Source organism: Streptomyces sp. S186, assembly GCF_051603415.1.
Taxonomy (GTDB): domain Bacteria; phylum Actinomycetota; class Actinomycetes; order Streptomycetales; family Streptomycetaceae; genus Streptomyces.
In genome coordinates this window covers 218,475-235,077 of the sequence record NZ_CP193932.1, presented here as the reverse complement: position 1 = coordinate 235,077, position 16,603 = coordinate 218,475, and the positions used below count along the sequence as shown (strand labels likewise).

General features: G+C 72.0%; 17 protein-coding genes. 10 read left to right on the top strand and 7 right to left on the bottom strand.

Annotated features, from left to right (window positions below):
- Nucleotides 1–210 precede the first annotated feature (210 nt).
- Nucleotides 211–951: an AAA family ATPase gene (locus ACRAS8_RS01050; RefSeq protein WP_438483821.1), complete on the top strand. Its 741-nt coding sequence runs from the start codon at nt 211–213 to the stop codon at nt 949–951.
- A gap of 34 nt (nt 952–985) precedes the next feature.
- Here ACRAS8_RS01050 and ACRAS8_RS01045 read toward each other — a convergent pair whose 3' ends face one another.
- The 3 genes from ACRAS8_RS01045 to abc-f all read right to left on the bottom strand — a co-directional run bounded on the left by ACRAS8_RS01045 (nt 986) and on the right by abc-f (nt 4,693).
- The gene (locus ACRAS8_RS01045) at nt 986–2,284 is read right to left on the bottom strand and encodes an erythromycin esterase family protein (protein ID WP_438483820.1); all 1,299 of its coding nucleotides are present in this window, start codon (nt 2,282–2,284) and stop codon (nt 986–988) included.
- Between the two features lie 56 nt (nt 2,285–2,340).
- Nucleotides 2,341–2,955, bottom strand: coding sequence for a CatB-related O-acetyltransferase (locus ACRAS8_RS01040; protein WP_438490306.1), 615 nt, complete (start codon nt 2,953–2,955; stop codon nt 2,341–2,343).
- Nucleotides 2,956–3,070: 115 nt separating this feature from the next.
- Nucleotides 3,071–4,693 (bottom strand): ribosomal protection-like ABC-F family protein, encoded by a 1,623-nt coding sequence (abc-f, locus tag ACRAS8_RS01035; protein ID WP_438483819.1) that lies wholly within the window; start codon nt 4,691–4,693, stop codon nt 3,071–3,073.
- Between the two features lie 156 nt (nt 4,694–4,849).
- On the opposite strand from abc-f, the gene ACRAS8_RS01030 reads away from it, so the two are divergent.
- Both ACRAS8_RS01030 and ACRAS8_RS01025 read left to right on the top strand, forming a co-directional pair.
- Complete coding sequence (locus ACRAS8_RS01030) at nt 4,850–5,545, top strand: TetR/AcrR family transcriptional regulator C-terminal ligand-binding domain-containing protein (RefSeq protein ID WP_438483818.1); 696 nt, start codon at nt 4,850–4,852, stop codon at nt 5,543–5,545.
- Between the two features lie 119 nt (nt 5,546–5,664).
- A complete protein-coding gene (locus tag ACRAS8_RS01025; RefSeq protein WP_438483817.1) occupies nt 5,665–6,102 on the top strand; it encodes an archease in 438 nt (145 codons plus the stop codon).
- 7 nt (nt 6,103–6,109) lie between these two features.
- On the opposite strand, the gene ACRAS8_RS01020 is transcribed toward ACRAS8_RS01025, so the two are convergent.
- Together ACRAS8_RS01020 and ppk2 are read right to left on the bottom strand one after the other, a co-directional pair.
- Nucleotides 6,110–7,534 (bottom strand): RtcB family protein, encoded by a 1,425-nt coding sequence (locus ACRAS8_RS01020; RefSeq protein ID WP_438483816.1) that lies wholly within the window; start codon nt 7,532–7,534, stop codon nt 6,110–6,112.
- A gap of 90 nt (nt 7,535–7,624) precedes the next feature.
- The gene (ppk2, locus tag ACRAS8_RS01015; RefSeq protein ID WP_438483815.1) at nt 7,625–8,452 is read right to left on the bottom strand and encodes a polyphosphate kinase 2; all 828 of its coding nucleotides are present in this window, start codon (nt 8,450–8,452) and stop codon (nt 7,625–7,627) included.
- Between the two features lie 222 nt (nt 8,453–8,674).
- Here ppk2 and ACRAS8_RS01010 point away from each other — a divergent pair, with 222 nt between their 5' ends.
- The 4 genes from ACRAS8_RS01010 to ACRAS8_RS00995 all read left to right on the top strand — a co-directional run bounded on the left by ACRAS8_RS01010 (nt 8,675) and on the right by ACRAS8_RS00995 (nt 11,675).
- A complete protein-coding gene (locus ACRAS8_RS01010; protein WP_438483814.1) occupies nt 8,675–9,373 on the top strand; it encodes a CBS domain-containing protein in 699 nt (232 codons plus the stop codon).
- 63 nt (nt 9,374–9,436) lie between these two features.
- Nucleotides 9,437–10,111, top strand: coding sequence for a CBS domain-containing protein (locus tag ACRAS8_RS01005; RefSeq protein ID WP_438483813.1), 675 nt, complete (start codon nt 9,437–9,439; stop codon nt 10,109–10,111).
- A gap of 115 nt (nt 10,112–10,226) precedes the next feature.
- Nucleotides 10,227–10,847, top strand: coding sequence for a CBS domain-containing protein (locus ACRAS8_RS01000; protein WP_438483812.1), 621 nt, complete (start codon nt 10,227–10,229; stop codon nt 10,845–10,847).
- A 132-nt stretch (nt 10,848–10,979) separates the two neighbouring features.
- The gene (locus ACRAS8_RS00995; RefSeq protein ID WP_438483811.1) at nt 10,980–11,675 is read left to right on the top strand and encodes a response regulator; all 696 of its coding nucleotides are present in this window, start codon (nt 10,980–10,982) and stop codon (nt 11,673–11,675) included.
- 4 nt (nt 11,676–11,679) lie between these two features.
- On the opposite strand, the gene ACRAS8_RS00990 is transcribed toward ACRAS8_RS00995, so the two are convergent.
- Entirely contained in the window at nt 11,680–13,386 is a 1,707-nt protein-coding gene (locus ACRAS8_RS00990; RefSeq protein ID WP_438483810.1) for a sensor histidine kinase, read from the bottom strand.
- Between the two features lie 71 nt (nt 13,387–13,457).
- Entirely contained in the window at nt 13,458–13,973 is a 516-nt protein-coding gene (locus tag ACRAS8_RS00985; protein ID WP_438483809.1) for a hydrogenase maturation protease, read from the bottom strand.
- A gap of 162 nt (nt 13,974–14,135) precedes the next feature.
- Here ACRAS8_RS00985 and ACRAS8_RS00980 point away from each other — a divergent pair, with 162 nt between their 5' ends.
- The 3 genes from ACRAS8_RS00980 to ACRAS8_RS00970 are packed head-to-tail and all read left to right on the top strand — an operon-like array spanning nt 14,136 to nt 16,602.
- Entirely contained in the window at nt 14,136–15,293 is a 1,158-nt protein-coding gene (locus tag ACRAS8_RS00980; protein WP_438483808.1) for a 4Fe-4S dicluster domain-containing protein, read from the top strand.
- Nucleotides 15,290–15,775: a cyclic nucleotide-binding domain-containing protein gene (locus ACRAS8_RS00975; RefSeq protein WP_438483807.1), complete on the top strand. Its 486-nt coding sequence runs from the start codon at nt 15,290–15,292 to the stop codon at nt 15,773–15,775. The genes ACRAS8_RS00980 and ACRAS8_RS00975 overlap by 4 nt, the downstream gene beginning before the upstream one ends.
- An 8-nt stretch (nt 15,776–15,783) precedes the next feature.
- A complete protein-coding gene (locus ACRAS8_RS00970) occupies nt 15,784–16,602 on the top strand; it encodes an FAD/NAD(P)-binding protein (protein WP_438490305.1) in 819 nt (272 codons plus the stop codon).
- Nucleotide 16,603 lies beyond the last annotated feature (1 nt).

The window sequence follows — 16,603 nt, the reverse complement described above, 5'->3', positions numbered from 1 at the left end:
GACCTTGCCGGGCGTTGGGGAACGCCCATGACCAGCAAGCTAGGTTGCCCTCGTATCGGCCGTCCCAAGGTTGTGTATCAGGCCGTGCTCGGTCGTCGATCGAGATCATTGCATGGTTGTCCGGCGTCGGGCGGTGGGGGAGCGGCACCCAGGAGGGTGCGGTGCGGTGTGCGGGGCCGCGTTGTCAGTGGGCTGTGAGAGCTTGGGGACATGCTGATCGAGCGGGCTTATGTGGATCTTCCGGAAGGGGCGGGGGCAGCCGAGGAGGGCTGGCCCTGGACGGTGCCGTGCGTGCGCCAGTTGGTGGCGGAGGGGCTGGCGTTCCGGGCGCCGGTGACGTTTCTGGTGGGTGAGAACGGCTCGGGGAAGTCGACGCTGGCCGAGGCGCTGGCGGAGGGGTTCGGACTGGATTCGTACGGTGGGTCGGCGGGCTACAAGTACGCCAGTTCGCGGGAGGTGTCCCCGTTGGGTGGCCGGATGCGGTTCGATCCGACGCGGGAGGGGCGGGCGATGGTGCGGGCGCCGCGGGTCCGCCGGCGGGGATTCTTCCTGCGGGCGGAGACGGCGCTGGAGGCACTGAGCGGCGAGCGGGCCACGCAGCGGATCTCCCGGCATCCGGACGAGATGAGCCATGGGGAGGGTTTTCTGCTGGCCTTCCGGGAGCGGTTCGCCCAGCGGGGCCTGTATGTGCTGGACGAGCCGGAGGCGGCGCTGTCGTTCTCCTCGTGCCTTGAACTGGTCGCGCTGATGGACGACTTGGGAAGGTCCGGCGCGCAGGTTGTCTGTGCCACGCACTCTCCGCTGCTGACCGCGTTGCCCGGTGCGGAGATCGTGGAGGTGGGTGAGCACGGGATGCGGTCGGTGGAGTGGGCGGAGCTGGGGCTGGTGGACCACTGGCGTCGGTATCTCAGCGACCCGCGGGCGTATCTGCGGCACGTGCTGGCGCCGTGAGTTCACATGCCTGTGAGCTCATGCGTCTTCGGTCTCACAGGTCTTCGAGGTTGTCGGCCACGGTGGAGGTCGGGGTGTGGAGGATGGCGTCGAACGCCTCCAGGACGGGGCTGTTCATATAGGCGCTCTGGATGCGGATGCGGTCGGGGACCGGCGCGAGGCCGGCGTTGTCATGGGCCTCCGTGCGTGCCTGGTGGAAGTCGGCAATGCTGAGGCCGAGTTCGGCATCGGCGAAGGCGGCCTCGATGCTGCCCGGCTCGGGCGGCTCCAGGGCGGTGGCGTGGACGGTGAAGCCGAAGCGTGCGTTCTCGTCGCGGGGCATGTCCGCGGTGTGTCCGGTGGTGCTCGTCAGGCCGAGCGCGAAGTAGTCGTCGCCGAGCGCGCGGTGCAGGTGTTGTCCCATCGGGAGACCGGTGAGGTGGCCGTCGAAGGAGATCGGTGACTTCTGGATGTGGGCGTTGTGGGCGGCCAGCACGACGCGGGTTCCGGGTTCGAGGTGGGCCAGGTGCCACAGGACCGACCCGGCCATGTAGACGTCCCGGGCCGAGGTGTCGGCGGCCAGTCCCTTCCCGGCGAAGAGGTCGGCCATCGCACGGAAGGTGTAGTCGGCGTGGCAGGCGCCTTCGAGGCGTTGCAGGGCGATGTCGTAGCTGTGTTGGTCGCTGCGGGAGACGTACAGCGGCTCGACGGAGCGGAAGCGGATGAGCAGGCGCATCAGGGTCGCGCTGAGGGTGTCCTGTTCGGCGCTGGTCAGACGTGCCCAGGCGGGCGCGGCGACGGCTCCGGAGCCACCGGCGAACGATTCGGCGATGCGCATGGCGGTTCGGACCGTCGGCAGCATTGCGGGGTCGGTCCGGCGCAGGTAGTCGGCGACCGGGGTCAGGGCGGGCAGCAGGGATCCGCCGGCAGCGGGGATGTCGACGCCGGCGAAGCGGACGGGTTGTGCGGCTGTGCGGTTGTGCTTGCGTATCCAGCGCAGCGGTTCGTCCAGTCCCACGGGGATCGCCGCGGCGAGGTGATCCGACAAACCGTCGTCGGTTCCCTCGCCCTGGGCCCACGCGTCAAGGGGGAAGCCCTCGCTGAAGCCGTACTCGAAGGCCAGGACGGTGAAGCCGCACCGTTCGACCAGGAACCGCAGGATGCGCTCGCGCATGACGGCGAACTCGTTGATGAAGTGGGAACTTTCGCCGATCGCGACGACGCGGGCATCGCCGACGAGGGAGCGCAGTGGCTCCAGGTCGTCGAGCGGCGCCTCCCGGTCGAGGTGGGTGAGGCGGACGGCGTGGGTACGAAGCCAGTCGGCGAACGGGTTGTGGTGGGAAGACGCAGGCATATGGATAACTCGATTCCCAAGCTCTGGAACCAACTCTGACGTGCTGGAACGCGGGATCACCCGTGCGCGGGCCTGGGCGCCGCCTGCTCCAGGTCGTCGATGCTGCCGGACATGATCGTGCGGAGGTGTTCGGTGAGGTGTTCCAGCGGCCAGTCCCACCAGGCAAGGGTGAGCAGGCGGTTGATGTCGGCGTCGCTGTAGCGGCGGCGGATGAGCCGGGCGGGGTTGCCGCCGACGATGCCGTAGGCCGGGACGTCGTCGACGACGACGGAGCCGGAGGCGATGACCGCTCCATGGCCGATGCGGACGCCGGGCATCACCATGGACCGGTATCCGAACCAGACGTCATGGCCCACCACGGTGTCACCCCGTCCGGCCAGGCCGGTGATGAGGTCGAAGTGCTCGGACCAGGCACCGCCCATGATGGGGAAAGGGAAGGTGGAGGGGCCGTCCATGCGGTGGTTGGCGCCGTTCATGATGAACCGTACGCCCTCGCCCAGCGCGCAGAACTTCCCGATGACCAGCCGTTCCGGCCCGTAGTGGTACAGCACGTTGCGGGTTTCGAAGGCGGTCGGATCGTCCGGGTCGTCGTAGTAGGAGAAGTCTCCGACCTCGATCAGCGGCGAGGTGATCAGCGGCTTCAGCAGCACCACCCGCGGCTGCCCGGGCATCGGATGCAGCACGGTCGGGTCGGCGGGAACAGGCGGTGTCACGGAGGGTTTCCTTCCTGGAGGCAGGAGAGGTGTCTGTGGGTGTGCGTGCGAGCGGGTGTGCCTGGGCCTGGCCTCAGACACTGGTGGCGGCGGGCGTCGGGGTCGCCTGCACGGGCAGGTGGGTGCCCCGCCAGCGCCGTCGCAGCCGGCGATCGTGGCTGACGATGACGAGGGTGCCGTCGTAGCCGGTCAGAGCGGTTTCCAACTCCTCGACGAGGCCGGGCGACAGATGGTTGGTCGGTTCGTCGAGCAACAGGATGTCCGACGGCTCGCTGAGCAGCCGAGCCAGGGCCAGGCGCTGCAACTGCCCGGTGGACAGCCGTCCGACCGGCAGCGCGAGCTGGTCGCGGTCGAACAGGCCCAGGGACAGCAGCCGTTCGGTGTGCCCGGCGGCTTCCCCTGCCCGTCCCCGGGCGAAGGCGGCCAGTACGGTCCGGTCCGGTTCCCCGGGTCGCGGTTCCTGGGGGAGGTAGCCGATCCTGCCGCGGCGGGTGACGCTCCCGCTGTCGGGCGCGACCTCCCCGGCCAGGACCCGGAGCAGGGTGCTCTTGCCCGCTCCGTTCGGCCCCGTGATCAGCAGGTGCTCGCCCGCCTTGACGGTGAGGCTCGTACCGTCGAGTCGGTCTCTGACGGCGATGCCGGCGGCGTCGAGCACGACACCTTGCAGCTGGCGGGCCCGCAGTACGGGGGTGAAGCGCAGCGGCTCGGGCGGCGGCGGGACGGGGTCGGCAAGGAGGCGGCGCAGCCGCTCCTCGGCGTTGCGCACCCGGCTGGCCAGTGACTGCTGCACCCGGCCGCCTGCCCGGTCGTAGGCCATCTTGTTGCCGTCCTTCATCGGACGGCCGGGGGCCACCTGGCGGGCGGTGGTCGCGGCGGTCTCGCGGAGCCGGTCGATGTCGGCCTGCCACTGGTCGTGTGCCTGGGCCCAGCGCTGCCGGGCGGCGGCCTTCTCGGTGAGGTAGCCGGTGTAGCCGTTGCCGTACCGGACGACGCGGCGCCGGTCGGCGTCCACCTCCAGCAGGGTGGTGGAAACCCGGTCCAGGAAGTCCCGGTCGTGGGAGACCGCGACCGTGGTGCCGCGACGGGAACGCAGGTGTTCCTCCAACCACCTCATGGCGGAGTCGTCGAGATGGTTGGTCGGCTCGTCCAGCAGCAGCACCTCGGGCGCGGCCGCGAGGACGGCCGCCAGCCGCAACCTGACGCGTTCGCCGCCGGAGAGGCTGCCCACGGTGCGGTTCCGGGCCACCAGTCCCAGGCCGAGACCGTGCAGCGCGCGTTCGACACGGGCGTCGGCGTCGTAGCCGCCGCGCAGCTCGAAGACCGTCAGCAGTTCGCCGTACTCGGCCATGACCGACTCGTCGCCGTCGGCCATCGTGGCTTCCAGGCGGCGCATGCGCTGTTCGACGGTGCGCAGGTCGCTCAGGGCCCGGTCGACGATCTGCTGGACCGTCGCCGCGGGCTCCAGCCGCTCGTCCTGGGCGAGATAGCCGACGCCACCGGTGGCCTGGACGACGACCTCGCCCTGATCGGGCCGTTCACGCCCGGCGAGCAGACGCAGCAGGGTGGACTTGCCGGAACCGTTCTCACCGATGATCCCGGTGCGTTCGCCCGCGGTGAGCGAGCAGGTCACCGAGTCAAGGACGAGCCTGCCGTTGAAGGACTTGCTGACGGCGAGTGCAGTGATCTGTGTGGGCATGCGAGGACTCCAAAGCATTCGAGAACGAGGCGGGCGTCAAGGACCGCGGGGCCGGGCGAATGCCTTGAAGGAACACCGATCACTCCACTAGTGCGACAACTGATGCTTTAAGATGTTGCCACAGCGAAGTCCCCGAGAGCAAACGGAATTTCAGCGATGACTCCGACGGACCCAGAAGCAGCCCCGGAACCAGACCCGGAACGAACCCCGGACGCAGCCCCCGAACCGGAAGGCGTCCGGCCCACGCCGCCCCGGCGCCGCCCCGGCGGCCGCACCGCGCGTATTCGCAGGCAGGTGCTCGACGCGGTCCTCGCGGAACTCGGCGAACACGGCTATGACGGGCTCTCCACGGACGGTGTCGCCGCCCGCGCCGGAGTGCACCGCACCACGGTGTACCGGCGTTGGGGAGACGTCGGCGGCCTGCTCGCCGACGTTCTCGACGCGGCGAGCGACGATGACTGGCAGCCACCGGACACCGGCTCCCTGGAAGGCGACCTGACAGGGCTGAACGAGGAGATCCAGACAGCCCTGACCGGGCAGCCACCGATCGTGACGGCCCTGATCGCCGCCTCGTTCCGCTCCGAGAAGGCCGCTCACGCCCAACGGCGGCTCTGGGAGGACCGGTACGCCCGCTGCGAGATCGTCGTCGACCGGGCCGTCCGGCGTGGCGAACTCCCCTCGCACACCGCCGCCCGGCCACTGCTCATCGCCGCCACCGCCCCGCTGTACCACCAACTACTGCTCCTCGGCACGCCCCCCGATCCGCGACTCCCCGGCAGCGCGGCCCGAACCGCGGCCCTGGCCGCGGCGGCCGGCGCCTTCGCCGAACCGGCAGCAGAGGGGGGCGCCTAGGCCGGGCAGCGGGCCCGGTTGCCGGCCGTGCGGCGGACAGCACCCTTGGAAGCGAGACCCTTGGATGCGAGGGGACGAGCTCGTTCCCCGGTGGGGACCGCCGCACGAGGGAGGCGCACATGGAGCGGCCGGAGGGCTCCCCGCTGCTCGGCGGGCACCGCAGCGTTCCGCACACCGCGGATCTGCGGGTCGAGGCGTGGGGGCCGACCCGCGAGGCGTGCCTGGCGCAGGCGGTGCGGGGGATGTGCGGATCCTTCCTGGACCTGGCCGGTGCGGTCGGCACGCGTCGGCGGGACGTCGTGCTGCGGGCGGACACGGACGAGGATCTGCTGGTGACCTTGTTGGAAGAGGTCGTCTACTGGCTCGACACCCATGACGAAGTCCCGGTCGACGTGCAGTTGACGGCCGTATCCGGCGGTCTGCGGGCCCGGCTGTGCATGGCGGACATCGGGGCGCTTCCGGTGCTGGGGGCCGCGCCGAAGGCGGTCACCTTGCACGGCCTGACGCTCGCTCGTGGGCAGGACGGCTGGCGGTGCTCGGTCACGCTCGATGTGTGACCGGGGCTCATCCCTTGACGACACCGAGCGGGACCAGCCGGGCGACCAACGTGGTCAGCCCCGCGCCCACGGTGGCGGTGGCGACCGCGTCGACGTCCTTGTAGGCGGCGGGCGCCTCCTCGGCGAGGCCGCGCCAGGAGGAGGGCCGGACGGCGATGCCGCGGGCGGCGAGGATGTCCCGTACCTGCTCACCGCGGACCTCGCGCAGCGCCCGGTGGCGGCTCCACACCCGTCCCGCGCCGTGGCAGGCCGACAGAAAAGCGTCGTTGCCGGGCGTACCGACCATGACGTACGAGGCGGTTCCCATCGTGCCGGGCACAAGGACGGGCTGGCCGGCCTCGGCGAGATCCTCCGGCAGATCGGGATGGCCGGGCGGCAGGGCACGGGTGGCGCCCTTGCGGTGGACGCACAGCGGACGCGGCACCCCGTCCACCTCGTGGGTCTCGATCTTGGCCATGTTGTGGGACACGTCGTACACCAGGTCCACATCCACACCGACGGTGCTCGCGAACGCACGGCGTGCCGCCTCGGTGAGCAGCTGCCTGTTGGCGCGGCCGTAGTTCGCGGCGGCGGCCATCGCCCCGAGGTAGTCGCGGCCGGGCGGGGAGACGACGGGCGCGCAGGCCAGCTGCCGGTCCGGGAGCTCGATGCCGTAGGCGCGCAGCGAGTGGTCCATGACCCGGACGTGATCGGTGCACACCTGGTGGCCGAGGCCACGGGAGCCGCAGTGGATCATCACGCAGACCTGTCCCTCCCGCAGACCGAACGCGGACGCCGTCCGCTCGTCGTACACCCGGTCCACCGCCTGCACCTCCAGGAAGTGGTTGCCCGAGCCGAGGCTGCCCACCTGCTGCAGCCCGCGTTCCACGGCACGTTGCCCGACCTGCTCCGGGTCGGCGCTGGTCAGAGCCCCGCAGTCCTCGCAGCGGCTCAGGTCCCGCGGGACGCCGTGGCCCCGTTCGACCGCGTACCGGGCGCCGCCGGTCAGCAGCTTCTCCATCTGTGCGCGTCCGGACAGCTTCCACAGTCCGCCACGGCCCGCGCCGCGCGGGGTGGTGTCCCCGAGGACGTCCATCAGGCTCCGCAGGCGCGGGGCCAGCTCCGTCCGCTGGATGCCGGCGGCCAGCAGCCGGACACCGCAGGAGATGTCGAAGCCGACGCCGCCCGGCGAGACGACTCCGCCGGCGTCGACCTCCGTGGCGGCCACCCCGCCGATGGGAAAACCGTAGCCCCAGTGCACGTCGGGCATGGCGAAGGAGGCACGGACGATGCCCGGCAGCGTCGCCACGTTCACCACCTGCTCCAGGGCCCGGTCACCGGTCGCCTGGGGCAGCAGCTCGCGGCTGGCGAAGACGACACCCGGCACCCGCATCTCGCCCTGCCGGTCGATGCGGAACCGGAACGCGCTCTCCTCTGTGGCAGTGACGTCCATGGCTGCGCCCACCGTCCCCACTGAGGGCTGTGCTTCCACTCTGACTCGGTTCGGCGCGCGCCGCACGGGCGGATTCCCGCCGAGCCGGCGTCACTTCTCCAGCCGGGCCGCGTGGTCGGGCACGTAGTGCTGCAGTGCGCGCGGTGGCCGCCGGTAACCGGTGCCCGGTGGACGGGGCGGCAGCTCCAGCACGGGCGGCGGGACATCGTGGTACGGCACGGTCGACAGCAGGTGGGCGATCATGTTGAGCCGCGCCCGGCGCTTGTCGTCGCTCTCGACGACGTACCACGGTGCTTCCGGGATGTCGGTGTGGACGAACATGTCGTCCTTGGCCCGGGAGTAGTCCTCCCAGCGGGTCAGCGATTCGAGGTCGACGGGGGAGAGCTTCCAGCGGCGGGTCGGGTCGTCCAGGCGCTGCCGGAAGCGCTGTTCCTGTACGTCGTCGCTGACCGAGAACCAGTATTTGCGGAGCAGGATGCCGTCCTCGATCAGCATGCGCTCGAAGACCGGGCACTGGTGGAGGAAGCGCCGGTATTCGGTGGGCGTGCAGAAGCCCATGACCCGCTCGACGCCGGCCCGGTTGTACCAGCTGCGGTCGAACAGGACGATCTCGCCGGCCGCGGGCAGGTGCTCCACATAGCGTTGGAAGTACCACTGGGTGCGTTCGCGTTCGGTCGGGCGGGGGAGTGCGACGATGCGGGCCACCCGCGGGTTGAGGTAGGCGCTGACGCGCTTGATGGTGCTGCCCTTGCCGGCCGCGTCCCGTCCTTCGAAGATCACGACGAGCCGGGCGTCCTCGGCGCGGACCCACTCCTGGAGCTTCACCAGCTCCGTCTGCAGACGGTACAGCTCGCGCTCGTACCGGGCCTTCGACAGCTTCCCCGGTCCGTGCCTGCGGCCTTCCTGGTCGTCCGCCATACATCGACGGTACGGAGCACGGGACCGGACACGGGCGAGCAGGGCGCCCGAACGGGGGACCGGCCCGCGCCGCGGTGCCACCGCGCCGCGGGGAATGGGCCGGACGGCCCTGTCCGGCCGGTGTGGCACGTCGCAGGCTGAGAGGAGAAGCGGGACAGGGCGCGCGCCGTACGACTCTTTGACGACCGTGCGGCGCGGAGCGGCTTCCGAGGAGGCGCCACCATGCCGAACACTCCGCGCCGGGTCGGCGACGTCATGACGCAGCCCGTGGCGGCCGTCGATCGTGCGGCCGGTTTCAAGACGATCGTCGAGACGATGCAGCGATGGCGGGTGAGCGCCCTGCCGGTGGTCTCGGCCGAGCGGCGGGTGGTCGGCGTGGTCTCCGAGGCCGACCTGCTGCCCAAGGAAGGGTTCCGGGAGGCGGACGTGGACCGGCTCGACCGTCTGCGGCTCTCCGATGACGTGCGCCGGGCGGAGGCCGTGACGGCAGGGGAGCTGATGACCAGTCCCGCGGTGACGGTGCACGGCGAGGCGACCCTGGCCCAGGCGGCGCGGACGATGGCCACGGCCTCGGTCAAACGTCTGCCGGTGGTGGACGGCAACGGCCTGCTGGTGGGCATCGTCAGCCGTGCCGACCTGCTGAAGGTGTTCCTGCGCTCCGATGACGACCTCGCGCAGGAGGTACGGCGGGTGCTGGTGACGTACTTCGCCGCACCGACCAGGGACCTGCGGGTGGAGGTCACCGACGGGGTGGTCGCGCTGAGCGGGCGGTTGCGCGACCGGTCGCTGGTGCCCGTGGTGGCGCGCCTGGTGCGCGGCATCGAGGGGGTGGTGGACGTGGCGTACGACGTGACGGGCGGGGCGCCGGCACGTAGGGCCGTACAGCCCCTGCCAGGGGCGAGACCGTCGACCGCACGCTGAAGGTGACGTACCGGGACAGCGGTCGCAGGAAGTCGCAGGAAGTCGCAGGAAGGAGCCGGCGTCATGGTGCACAGCCCGCACACGGTCAGCGATGTGATGACCCAGACGGTGGTCGCCGTCGGTCAGGCGGCGCGCTTCAAGGAGATCGTCGAAACCATGGAGCAGTGGAAGGTCAGTGCCCTGCCGGTGCTCGCGGGTGAGGGCCGGGTGATCGGTGTGGTCTCCGAGGCCGACCTGCTGCCCAAGGAGGAGTTCCGGGACGCCGACCCGGACCGGATGGAGCAGCGGCGACGGCTGGCGGACCTGCGGAAGGCCGGCGGTCTGACGGCGGGCGAGCTGATGAGCGCCCCGGCGCTGACCGTGCACGCCGACGACACCATCGCCCAGGCGGCGCGGACCATGGCACGCAAATCCGTCAAGCGACTGCCGGTGGTCGACAGCCACGGCATGTTGCAGGGCATCGTCAGCCGCGCGGACCTGCTGAAGGTGTTCCTGCGCTCCGACGAGGATCTGGCGGCGGAAGTCCGGACGGAGATCGTCGACCGGTTGTTCACCGGTGTTCCGCAGCAGGTCGAAGTGGGCGTCAAGGACGGCGTGGTGACGTTGCGCGGGCCGATCCGTGACAGCGCGCTGCTGCCCGTCGCGGCCCGTCTGGTGCGGGCGGTCGAAGGCGTGGTGGACGTGGCGTTCGACGTCCGCACCGCGCCGGCGACGGAGCAGCGGACGGTGGCCGGCTGAGGGGCCGACCCGGGGCGACCGGCCTGTATCCGCGCCGGCTCCCGTGAGGCGGGCAACGGACGGCGGAGGCGCGGAGAAGGGAACCGAGATGAAGCGGCGACGGGTCGGAGCGGTCATGACCGGTGACGTCGTCCGCGCGCACGGCGGGACGCCGGCCGCCGAACTGGCCTGCTGGATGGCCGAGTTCGGCTTCAACGGCGTACCGGTGGTGGACGCCGACGACAAGGTGATCGGGGTCGTCTCGGCGACGGACCTGGAACGTGCGCGCCGTACGGGCGACAGCTCGCCGGCCCCCTCCGCGCGGACACTGATGTCCACTCCGGCCCGCACCGTCCGCGCCGACGACTCGGTCGTGCGGGCCGCCCGGATGATGTCCTCGTACGGCATCGGGCGGCTCCCGGTCGTGGACGAGGAGGCCCGCCTCGTCGGCATGCTGACCCGGCGCGACGTCCTCAGGCTCTTCGCCCGCTCCGACGAGGAGATCCGGGCCGAGGTGATCGACGAGATCGTGCTCCGCACCATGTGGCTGGACCCGGCCGGCATCGACGTCTCCGTCCGCGACGGCATGGTGACTCTGGAAGGGGCCATGGACAGCAGCGGCCAGGCAGCGGCCCTGGTGGGGATGGCACGGAGGGTCGACGGCGTCACCACGGTGGTCGACCGACTCGCCCACCGGCGTGCGGGGCCCTGGCGTGGGCCGGAGCGGGAGCAGGCGGACGGTGCCCTTCCGTCGTGAGGGGCCGCGGCCGCGACTGCCCCGCTCTCGACCGGAGTGCCGTCCGGTGTGCCGGGACCGTTCGGCCCTGGCGGGCCGCCGCGCGGGAGACCAGGATGGAGCAGGGACCCGGTTTTGTGGACGGAGGGCCTCATGAGCGAGACGGGCACGTTCTCACCGCAGCGACCGATCCGGGTGTTCCTCGTCGACGATCACGAGGTCGTCCGGCGCGGCGTGCAGGACCTGCTCGACGCCGAGCCGGACATCGAGGTGGTGGGCGACGCCGGAACCGCCGACCACGCGCTGGCCCGGGGCCCGGCGCTACGGCCCGACGTGGCGGTGCTCGACGTCCGCCTGCCGGACGGCGACGGGATCTCGGTCTGCCGTGAGCTGCGTTCACGGATGCCCCAGGTGGCCTGCCTGATCCTCACCTCGTTCGACGATGACGACGCCCTGCTCGATGCGATCATGTCCGGGGCGTCCGGATACGTCCTGAAGGAGATCAAGGGCACGGACCTGGTCGCCGCGGTGCGCACCGTTGCCTCGGGCCGCTCGATGCTCGACCCGGCCACCACCGCGCGGCTGATGCGCCGCCTGCGCGGCGAGGAGGAGGACGCGGCGCCGTCCGAGGAGGACGCCCTGTCCGGACTGTCGGGACGGGAGCGGGAGATCCTCGAGCTGATCGGCGAGGGGCTGACGAACCGTCAGATCGGCGCGCGCCTCTATCTGTCCGAGAAGACCGTCAAGAACCACATCTCCCGCCTGCTCGCCAAACTCGGCGTCGAGCGCCGCATCCAGGCGGCGGTCCTCGCCACACAACACGGGGCCGGGCCCGGCCCCGGTCGTTAGCGCATCAAGGAGTCGGCGCCGACCACACCAGGCGGGTGCCGCCGCCCGTCGGAGCCTCCACCGTCATCTCGCCGCCCGCGCTCTCGGCTCGTCGGGCGAGGTTGTCGAGACCACTGCGCCGGCCGTCCTCGGGGATCCCCACTCCGTTGTCCACCACGGTCAGGGTGAGCCGGCCGACACGGGCGGACAGGGACACGTCCGCCGCACTCGCGTGGGCGTGCCGGGCGACATTGCTGAGGGCTTCGGCGAGGGCGGCCAGGACGTGTTCGGCCAGCTCTTCCGGTACGTCGGTGTCCAGCAGCCCTTCCATGTGCAGGGACGGCGTGAACCCCAGCGCGTGTGACGCCTCGTCCAGCGTGCCGACCGTCCGGGCCCGCAGCCCCCGCTTGCCGGTGGCCACGTCGCGGGTCCGCAGGCCGAAGATGGTGGACCGGATGATCTTGATGGTCTCGTCGAGGCCGTCCACCGCGCGCAGCAGCCTCTCGTGTGCCTCGGGGTGGTCCACGAACCGCACCGCGCTCTGCAACGTCATCCCGATGGCGAAGAGCCGCTGGATGGCCAGATCGTGCAGGTCACGGGCGATGCGGTCGCGATCCGCCAGCAGCGTCATCTGCTCCGCGGCCGCCCGCTGCTCGGCGAGCTCCATGGCGAGCGCGGCCTGTCCGGCGAAGGTCAGCAACGGCGCGGTCTCGGGTCCGGTGAACGGGGCGCGTCCCCGCAGCCGCGCCAGGATCAGCACGCCACGGACCCGCTCACCGGTCGCCATCGGAACCGCCACCGCCGGCCCCAGCCCCGACCAGCGGGGCGGACCCGCGGTGATCCTGGCGTCGTGCTCGACGTCCTCGCTGATCAGGGCACGTCCGGCGGCCAGCGCCGCACCCCCGAACGATCCCCGTCGGGGCAGCACCAGCCCGCGGTGGGCCTCGGCGTCGACGCCGGATGCCAGTTCCGTGCGCAGGCGGTCACCGTCCACCGGCAGCGCCAGGACCCCGAGGTCGGCGGAGAGGATACGCACCGCGCGGTCGACGATCGTCGACAGCACGTCCTTCTCCTTCGCCCCCGGAAGCAAACCGGCCACGATCTCGCCGTTCGCCTCCAGCCACTCCTGGCGATACCGGGCCTCCTCGAAGAGCCGGGCATGCTCGACGGCCACTCCGGCCGCCACCGCCAGCGCCGACAGCAGCGTCTCGTCGTCCTCGGTGAACGGCCCGCCGCCGCGCTTCTCGGTCAGGTACAGGTTGCCGAAGACCTCGTCGCCGACCCGTATCGGCACCCCGAGGAAGGAGTGCATCTCCGGGTGGTGCGGCGGGAATCCGTAGGAGGCGGGATGGCCGCCCAGCTCACTCAGCCGCAGCGGTGCCGGGTGGCGGATCAGCTCACCGAGGATGCCATGACCGGCCGGCAGGGTGCCGATGGCCTTGAACCGCTCATCGGTGAGCCCGACGGGCAGGAACTGGCTGAGCCTCCCATCCGTACCGATCACCCCGAGCGCGCCGTACCGCGCGTCCGCGACCACCACGGCCGCCTCGACGATGTGCCGCAGCACCTGCGGAAGCTCCAGTCCGGTGCCCACCGACAGCACTGCTTCCAGCAGCAGGTGCTGCGAGCGGCCGCTCGCCTTCTCCACCGCGCGCAGCCGCTCCAGGAGATCGTCGGGCAGTGCGCGCAGATGCGGGCGCGTCCCGTCTTCCCGTCGGCCGTCCTCGCCCACGGCACGCCTCCCTCGTGGCCGGTGTCCGTGGCCCGCCACACCACCACGGTAGTGCGGGCAGGCGACGGGCATCACCTCGTGCGAAGGGCCGCCGGCCCGTCCCCGAGGCGCGCGAGCTCCCGTTCGATCCGCGCGACGAGCGGCGGGACGGAGGCCGCGACCGCCGGTGACAACCCGGTGCCCGGGCCGGTGTCCGCGGCTTCCACGGCGTAGACGAGCAGCTCCCCGGGCAACCGGCCCAGCACACGGGCCAGCTCCACGGCATCGCCCAGGGCGAAACCATGTGAAGTGGTCTCGTCGTGGGGACTGCGGGTGAGCGCGTCGTGGACGCGGAACCGGTGGACGCGGCCCGGCCGGGACGGCCGGCAGCGGGCCGCGTCCACGACGATCACCCGGGGCACCCCTTCCCAGGCACCGATGAGCCGGGCGGGTTCCCCGTCGGTGCGGAGCAGCGCGACACCGCGGGGGAGCCGACGCCGCGCGAGCTCGGACACCACCGCCCACCCCACGCCGTCGTCGCGGCGGTGGTCGTTGCCGACGCCGATCACGGCGATCCGGGCGGGGGAGCCGGTGGGGGAGACGTACATGGCTCGGCTCTTCCCCGCCCCGGCCGCGGCAGAGCCGCCCCAGGGGCCGTCCGAGGTACGCGCGAGTCTGTATGGAGCACACCCCAGACCCGTCGGCCCGGGCGGAGGCGGCGCCCGGCACATACTGACCGCGTTGGCGTGATCTGCACCGGAAGGCGGCCGATGACGAGCGAGGCATCCACCGCGGTGATCGGGACCGAGGGGATGGCAGCGCTGATCCGCGTCCTGGCCGCCCGGGGCCGCACCGTCATCGGCCCCACCGTGCGCGACGGCGCGATCGTGCTGGACGAACTCGGCGACGGCGGTGAACTGCCGTACGGCTGGGGCGTCGAGCTGGCGGCCGGGCACTACCGGGTGCGGCCCCGCGAGGACGGCGCGGCGTTCGCACACAGCGCCGGCCCGCAGTCATGGAAGACCTACCTCCAGCCGCAACGCGAGCGGCAGTGGAGCGCCGACCGCGCGCCCGACGGCACCTGGACGGTGACCGAGGACGACACCCCACCGCCGTCGTACGCTTTCCTCGGTGTCCGGCCCTGCGACCTTCGGGCGATCGCCGTGCAGGATCGCGTGCTGGCCGGCGGACCGCACAGCGACAACCGCTACCGGACCCGTCGCGAACGGGCTTTCCTGGTGGCCGTGGAGTGCACCGAACCGGGGGCCACCTGCTTCTGCACCTCCATGGGCACCGGGCCCGCCGTGGACGGCGGCTACGACCTGGCACTGACCGAGATCGTCGATGACGGCGGCGGCCATCGGTTCTGGGCACGGGCCGGCAGCGACGAGGGCGCGTCGGTGCTCGCGGAGCTGCCGCAGCTGCCGGCCGATGCGTCGCTCGCCACCGTGGCACGGGAGAAGGTCGCCGCGGCGGCCGACCGGATGGGCCGCACCATGCCCGCGGTGGACCTCCGGGCGCTGATGCGCGAGACCCTGCACGCCGACCGCTGGAACGACGTCGCCGCACGCTGCCTGACCTGCGGCAACTGCACCATGGCCTGTCCGACCTGCTTCTGCACCTCGGCCGAGGACGTGACCGACCTGACCGGCGACCATGCCGAGCGGTGGCGGCGCTGGGAATCCTGCTTCGACCTGGAGTTCAGCCATCTGCCGGGCGGTCCGGTCCGCGCCTCGGGCCGCAGCCGCTACCGGCAGTGGGCCACCCACAAACTCGGCACCTGGTACGACCAGTTCGGCAGCTCGGGGTGTGTCGGCTGCGGGCGGTGCATCGTGTGGTGCCCGGTCGGCATCGACATCACCGAGGAGGCCCACGCACTGAACGCGGAGCGCGCGGCGGGCGGCGCGCCGGGGGAGAGCCCGGCATGATCCCCGACCGCTCCGGCTTCTTCGGTGCGCTGCCGCCCGTACACCGTGACCGACTGCTCACCCTCGCCCGTGAGGTGTCCTTCCCGGCGGGACGGCGGATCTTCGACGAGGGCGGCGCGGCCGACCGGTTCTGGGTCATTCGCTCCGGGAGCGTTGCCCTCGACGTGTACGAGCCGGGCCGCGGTACCGCCGTCGTCGAAACCCTCGGTGACGGTGAACTGCTCGGCTGGTCCTGGCTGTTCGAGCCGTACCGCTGGCATCTGGGCGCGCAGACCCGGGCCCCGGTGACGGCGTACGAGTTCGACGCCGGGCGCGTCCGCGGGACGCTCGACGCGGACCCCGCCTTCGGGCTGGCGGTCACCCGGTGCGTCGCGGCGGTGGCGATCGGCCGGCGGCTGCGGGCCGCGCGGATCCGCCTGCTGGACCTGTACGGCCCGCCCGGCAGCGCGCCGCGGACCGGAACCCCGGGAGCGGCGCCGTGACCGCGACCATGGCCCGCCCGGACCTGGTGCCGGTTCCCTACCGGGTGGCGGAGCGCGCCGAGCAGAGCCCGGACACCGCCGATATCGCGCTCGACCCGGTGAGCGACCCGCTGCCGCCTTTCGTCCCCGGGCAGTTCGCCATGGTGTACGCCTTCGGTGTCGGCGACATCCCGCTCTCGCTGAGTGGCCTGGACGGCCATCGGCTGACCCACACCGTGCGCGCGGTCGGCGCGGTCTCCCGGGCGCTGCACGGCCTGCGCCCCGGCACGACGGTCGGGGTGCGCGGCCCCTTCGGCGTCGGCTGGGAGCCGCCCGCGAGTCCAGGCGGCGACCTCCTGATCGTCGCCGGGGGACTGGGCCTCGCTCCGCTGCGCCCGCTGGTCCGCGCCGCACTGGCCGCACCGCGGCGGTACGGCCGACCGACCGTCCTCATCGGCAGCCGCACACCCGGCGACCTGCTCTGCACGCGCGACATCGATGCCTGGCGCGCTGCCGGTACGCGGGTGGAGGTCACCGTCGACCGGCCCGACGGTGCCTGGCAGGGAGACGTGGGAGTCGTCACGGGTCTGCTGGACCGGGCGGAGTGGGACCCCCGGAACGCCACCGCCTTCGTCTGCGGACCGGAGGTGATGATGCGGGCCACCGCCCGCGAACTCGTCCGGCGCCACGTCGCGCCGGACCGGATCCAGGTCTCCCTCGAACGCACCATGCACTGCGGCACCGGCCACTGCGGGCACTGCCAGCTCGGCCCGCTGCTGCTGTGCCGCGACGGCCCGGTCGTCACCTGGCGGCACGCCGAACCCCTGCTCTCCGTAAGGGAGTTGTGAC

Excerpts from the sequence above, each read along its gene's own strand:
- ACRAS8_RS01005 (WP_438483813.1), top strand. The coding sequence starts at position 9,437 with ATGGTGCACAGCCCGCACACGGTCAGCGATGTGATGACCCAGACGGTG.
- ACRAS8_RS01050 (WP_438483821.1), top strand. The coding sequence starts at position 211 with ATGCTGATCGAGCGGGCTTATGTGGATCTTCCGGAAGGGGCGGGGGCA.
- ACRAS8_RS00970 (WP_438490305.1), top strand. The coding sequence starts at position 15,784 with ATGGCCCGCCCGGACCTGGTGCCGGTTCCCTACCGGGTGGCGGAGCGC.
- ACRAS8_RS01010 (WP_438483814.1), top strand. The coding sequence starts at position 8,675 with ATGCCGAACACTCCGCGCCGGGTCGGCGACGTCATGACGCAGCCCGTG.
- ACRAS8_RS01030 (WP_438483818.1), top strand. The coding sequence starts at position 4,850 with ATGACTCCGACGGACCCAGAAGCAGCCCCGGAACCAGACCCGGAACGA.
- ppk2 (WP_438483815.1), bottom strand. The coding sequence starts at position 8,452 with ATGGCGGACGACCAGGAAGGCCGCAGGCACGGACCGGGGAAGCTGTCG.
- ACRAS8_RS00980 (WP_438483808.1), top strand. The coding sequence starts at position 14,136 with ATGACGAGCGAGGCATCCACCGCGGTGATCGGGACCGAGGGGATGGCA.
- abc-f (WP_438483819.1), bottom strand. The coding sequence starts at position 4,693 with ATGCCCACACAGATCACTGCACTCGCCGTCAGCAAGTCCTTCAACGGC.
- ACRAS8_RS01025 (WP_438483817.1), top strand. The coding sequence starts at position 5,665 with ATGGAGCGGCCGGAGGGCTCCCCGCTGCTCGGCGGGCACCGCAGCGTT.
- ACRAS8_RS00995 (WP_438483811.1), top strand. The coding sequence starts at position 10,980 with ATGAGCGAGACGGGCACGTTCTCACCGCAGCGACCGATCCGGGTGTTC.
- ACRAS8_RS01020 (WP_438483816.1), bottom strand. The coding sequence starts at position 7,534 with ATGGACGTCACTGCCACAGAGGAGAGCGCGTTCCGGTTCCGCATCGAC.
- ACRAS8_RS01045 (WP_438483820.1), bottom strand. The coding sequence starts at position 2,284 with ATGCCTGCGTCTTCCCACCACAACCCGTTCGCCGACTGGCTTCGTACC.
- ACRAS8_RS00975 (WP_438483807.1), top strand. The coding sequence starts at position 15,290 with ATGATCCCCGACCGCTCCGGCTTCTTCGGTGCGCTGCCGCCCGTACAC.
- ACRAS8_RS00985 (WP_438483809.1), bottom strand. The coding sequence starts at position 13,973 with ATGTACGTCTCCCCCACCGGCTCCCCCGCCCGGATCGCCGTGATCGGC.
- ACRAS8_RS01040 (WP_438490306.1), bottom strand. The coding sequence starts at position 2,955 with ATGCCCGGGCAGCCGCGGGTGGTGCTGCTGAAGCCGCTGATCACCTCG.
- ACRAS8_RS01000 (WP_438483812.1), top strand. The coding sequence starts at position 10,227 with ATGACCGGTGACGTCGTCCGCGCGCACGGCGGGACGCCGGCCGCCGAA.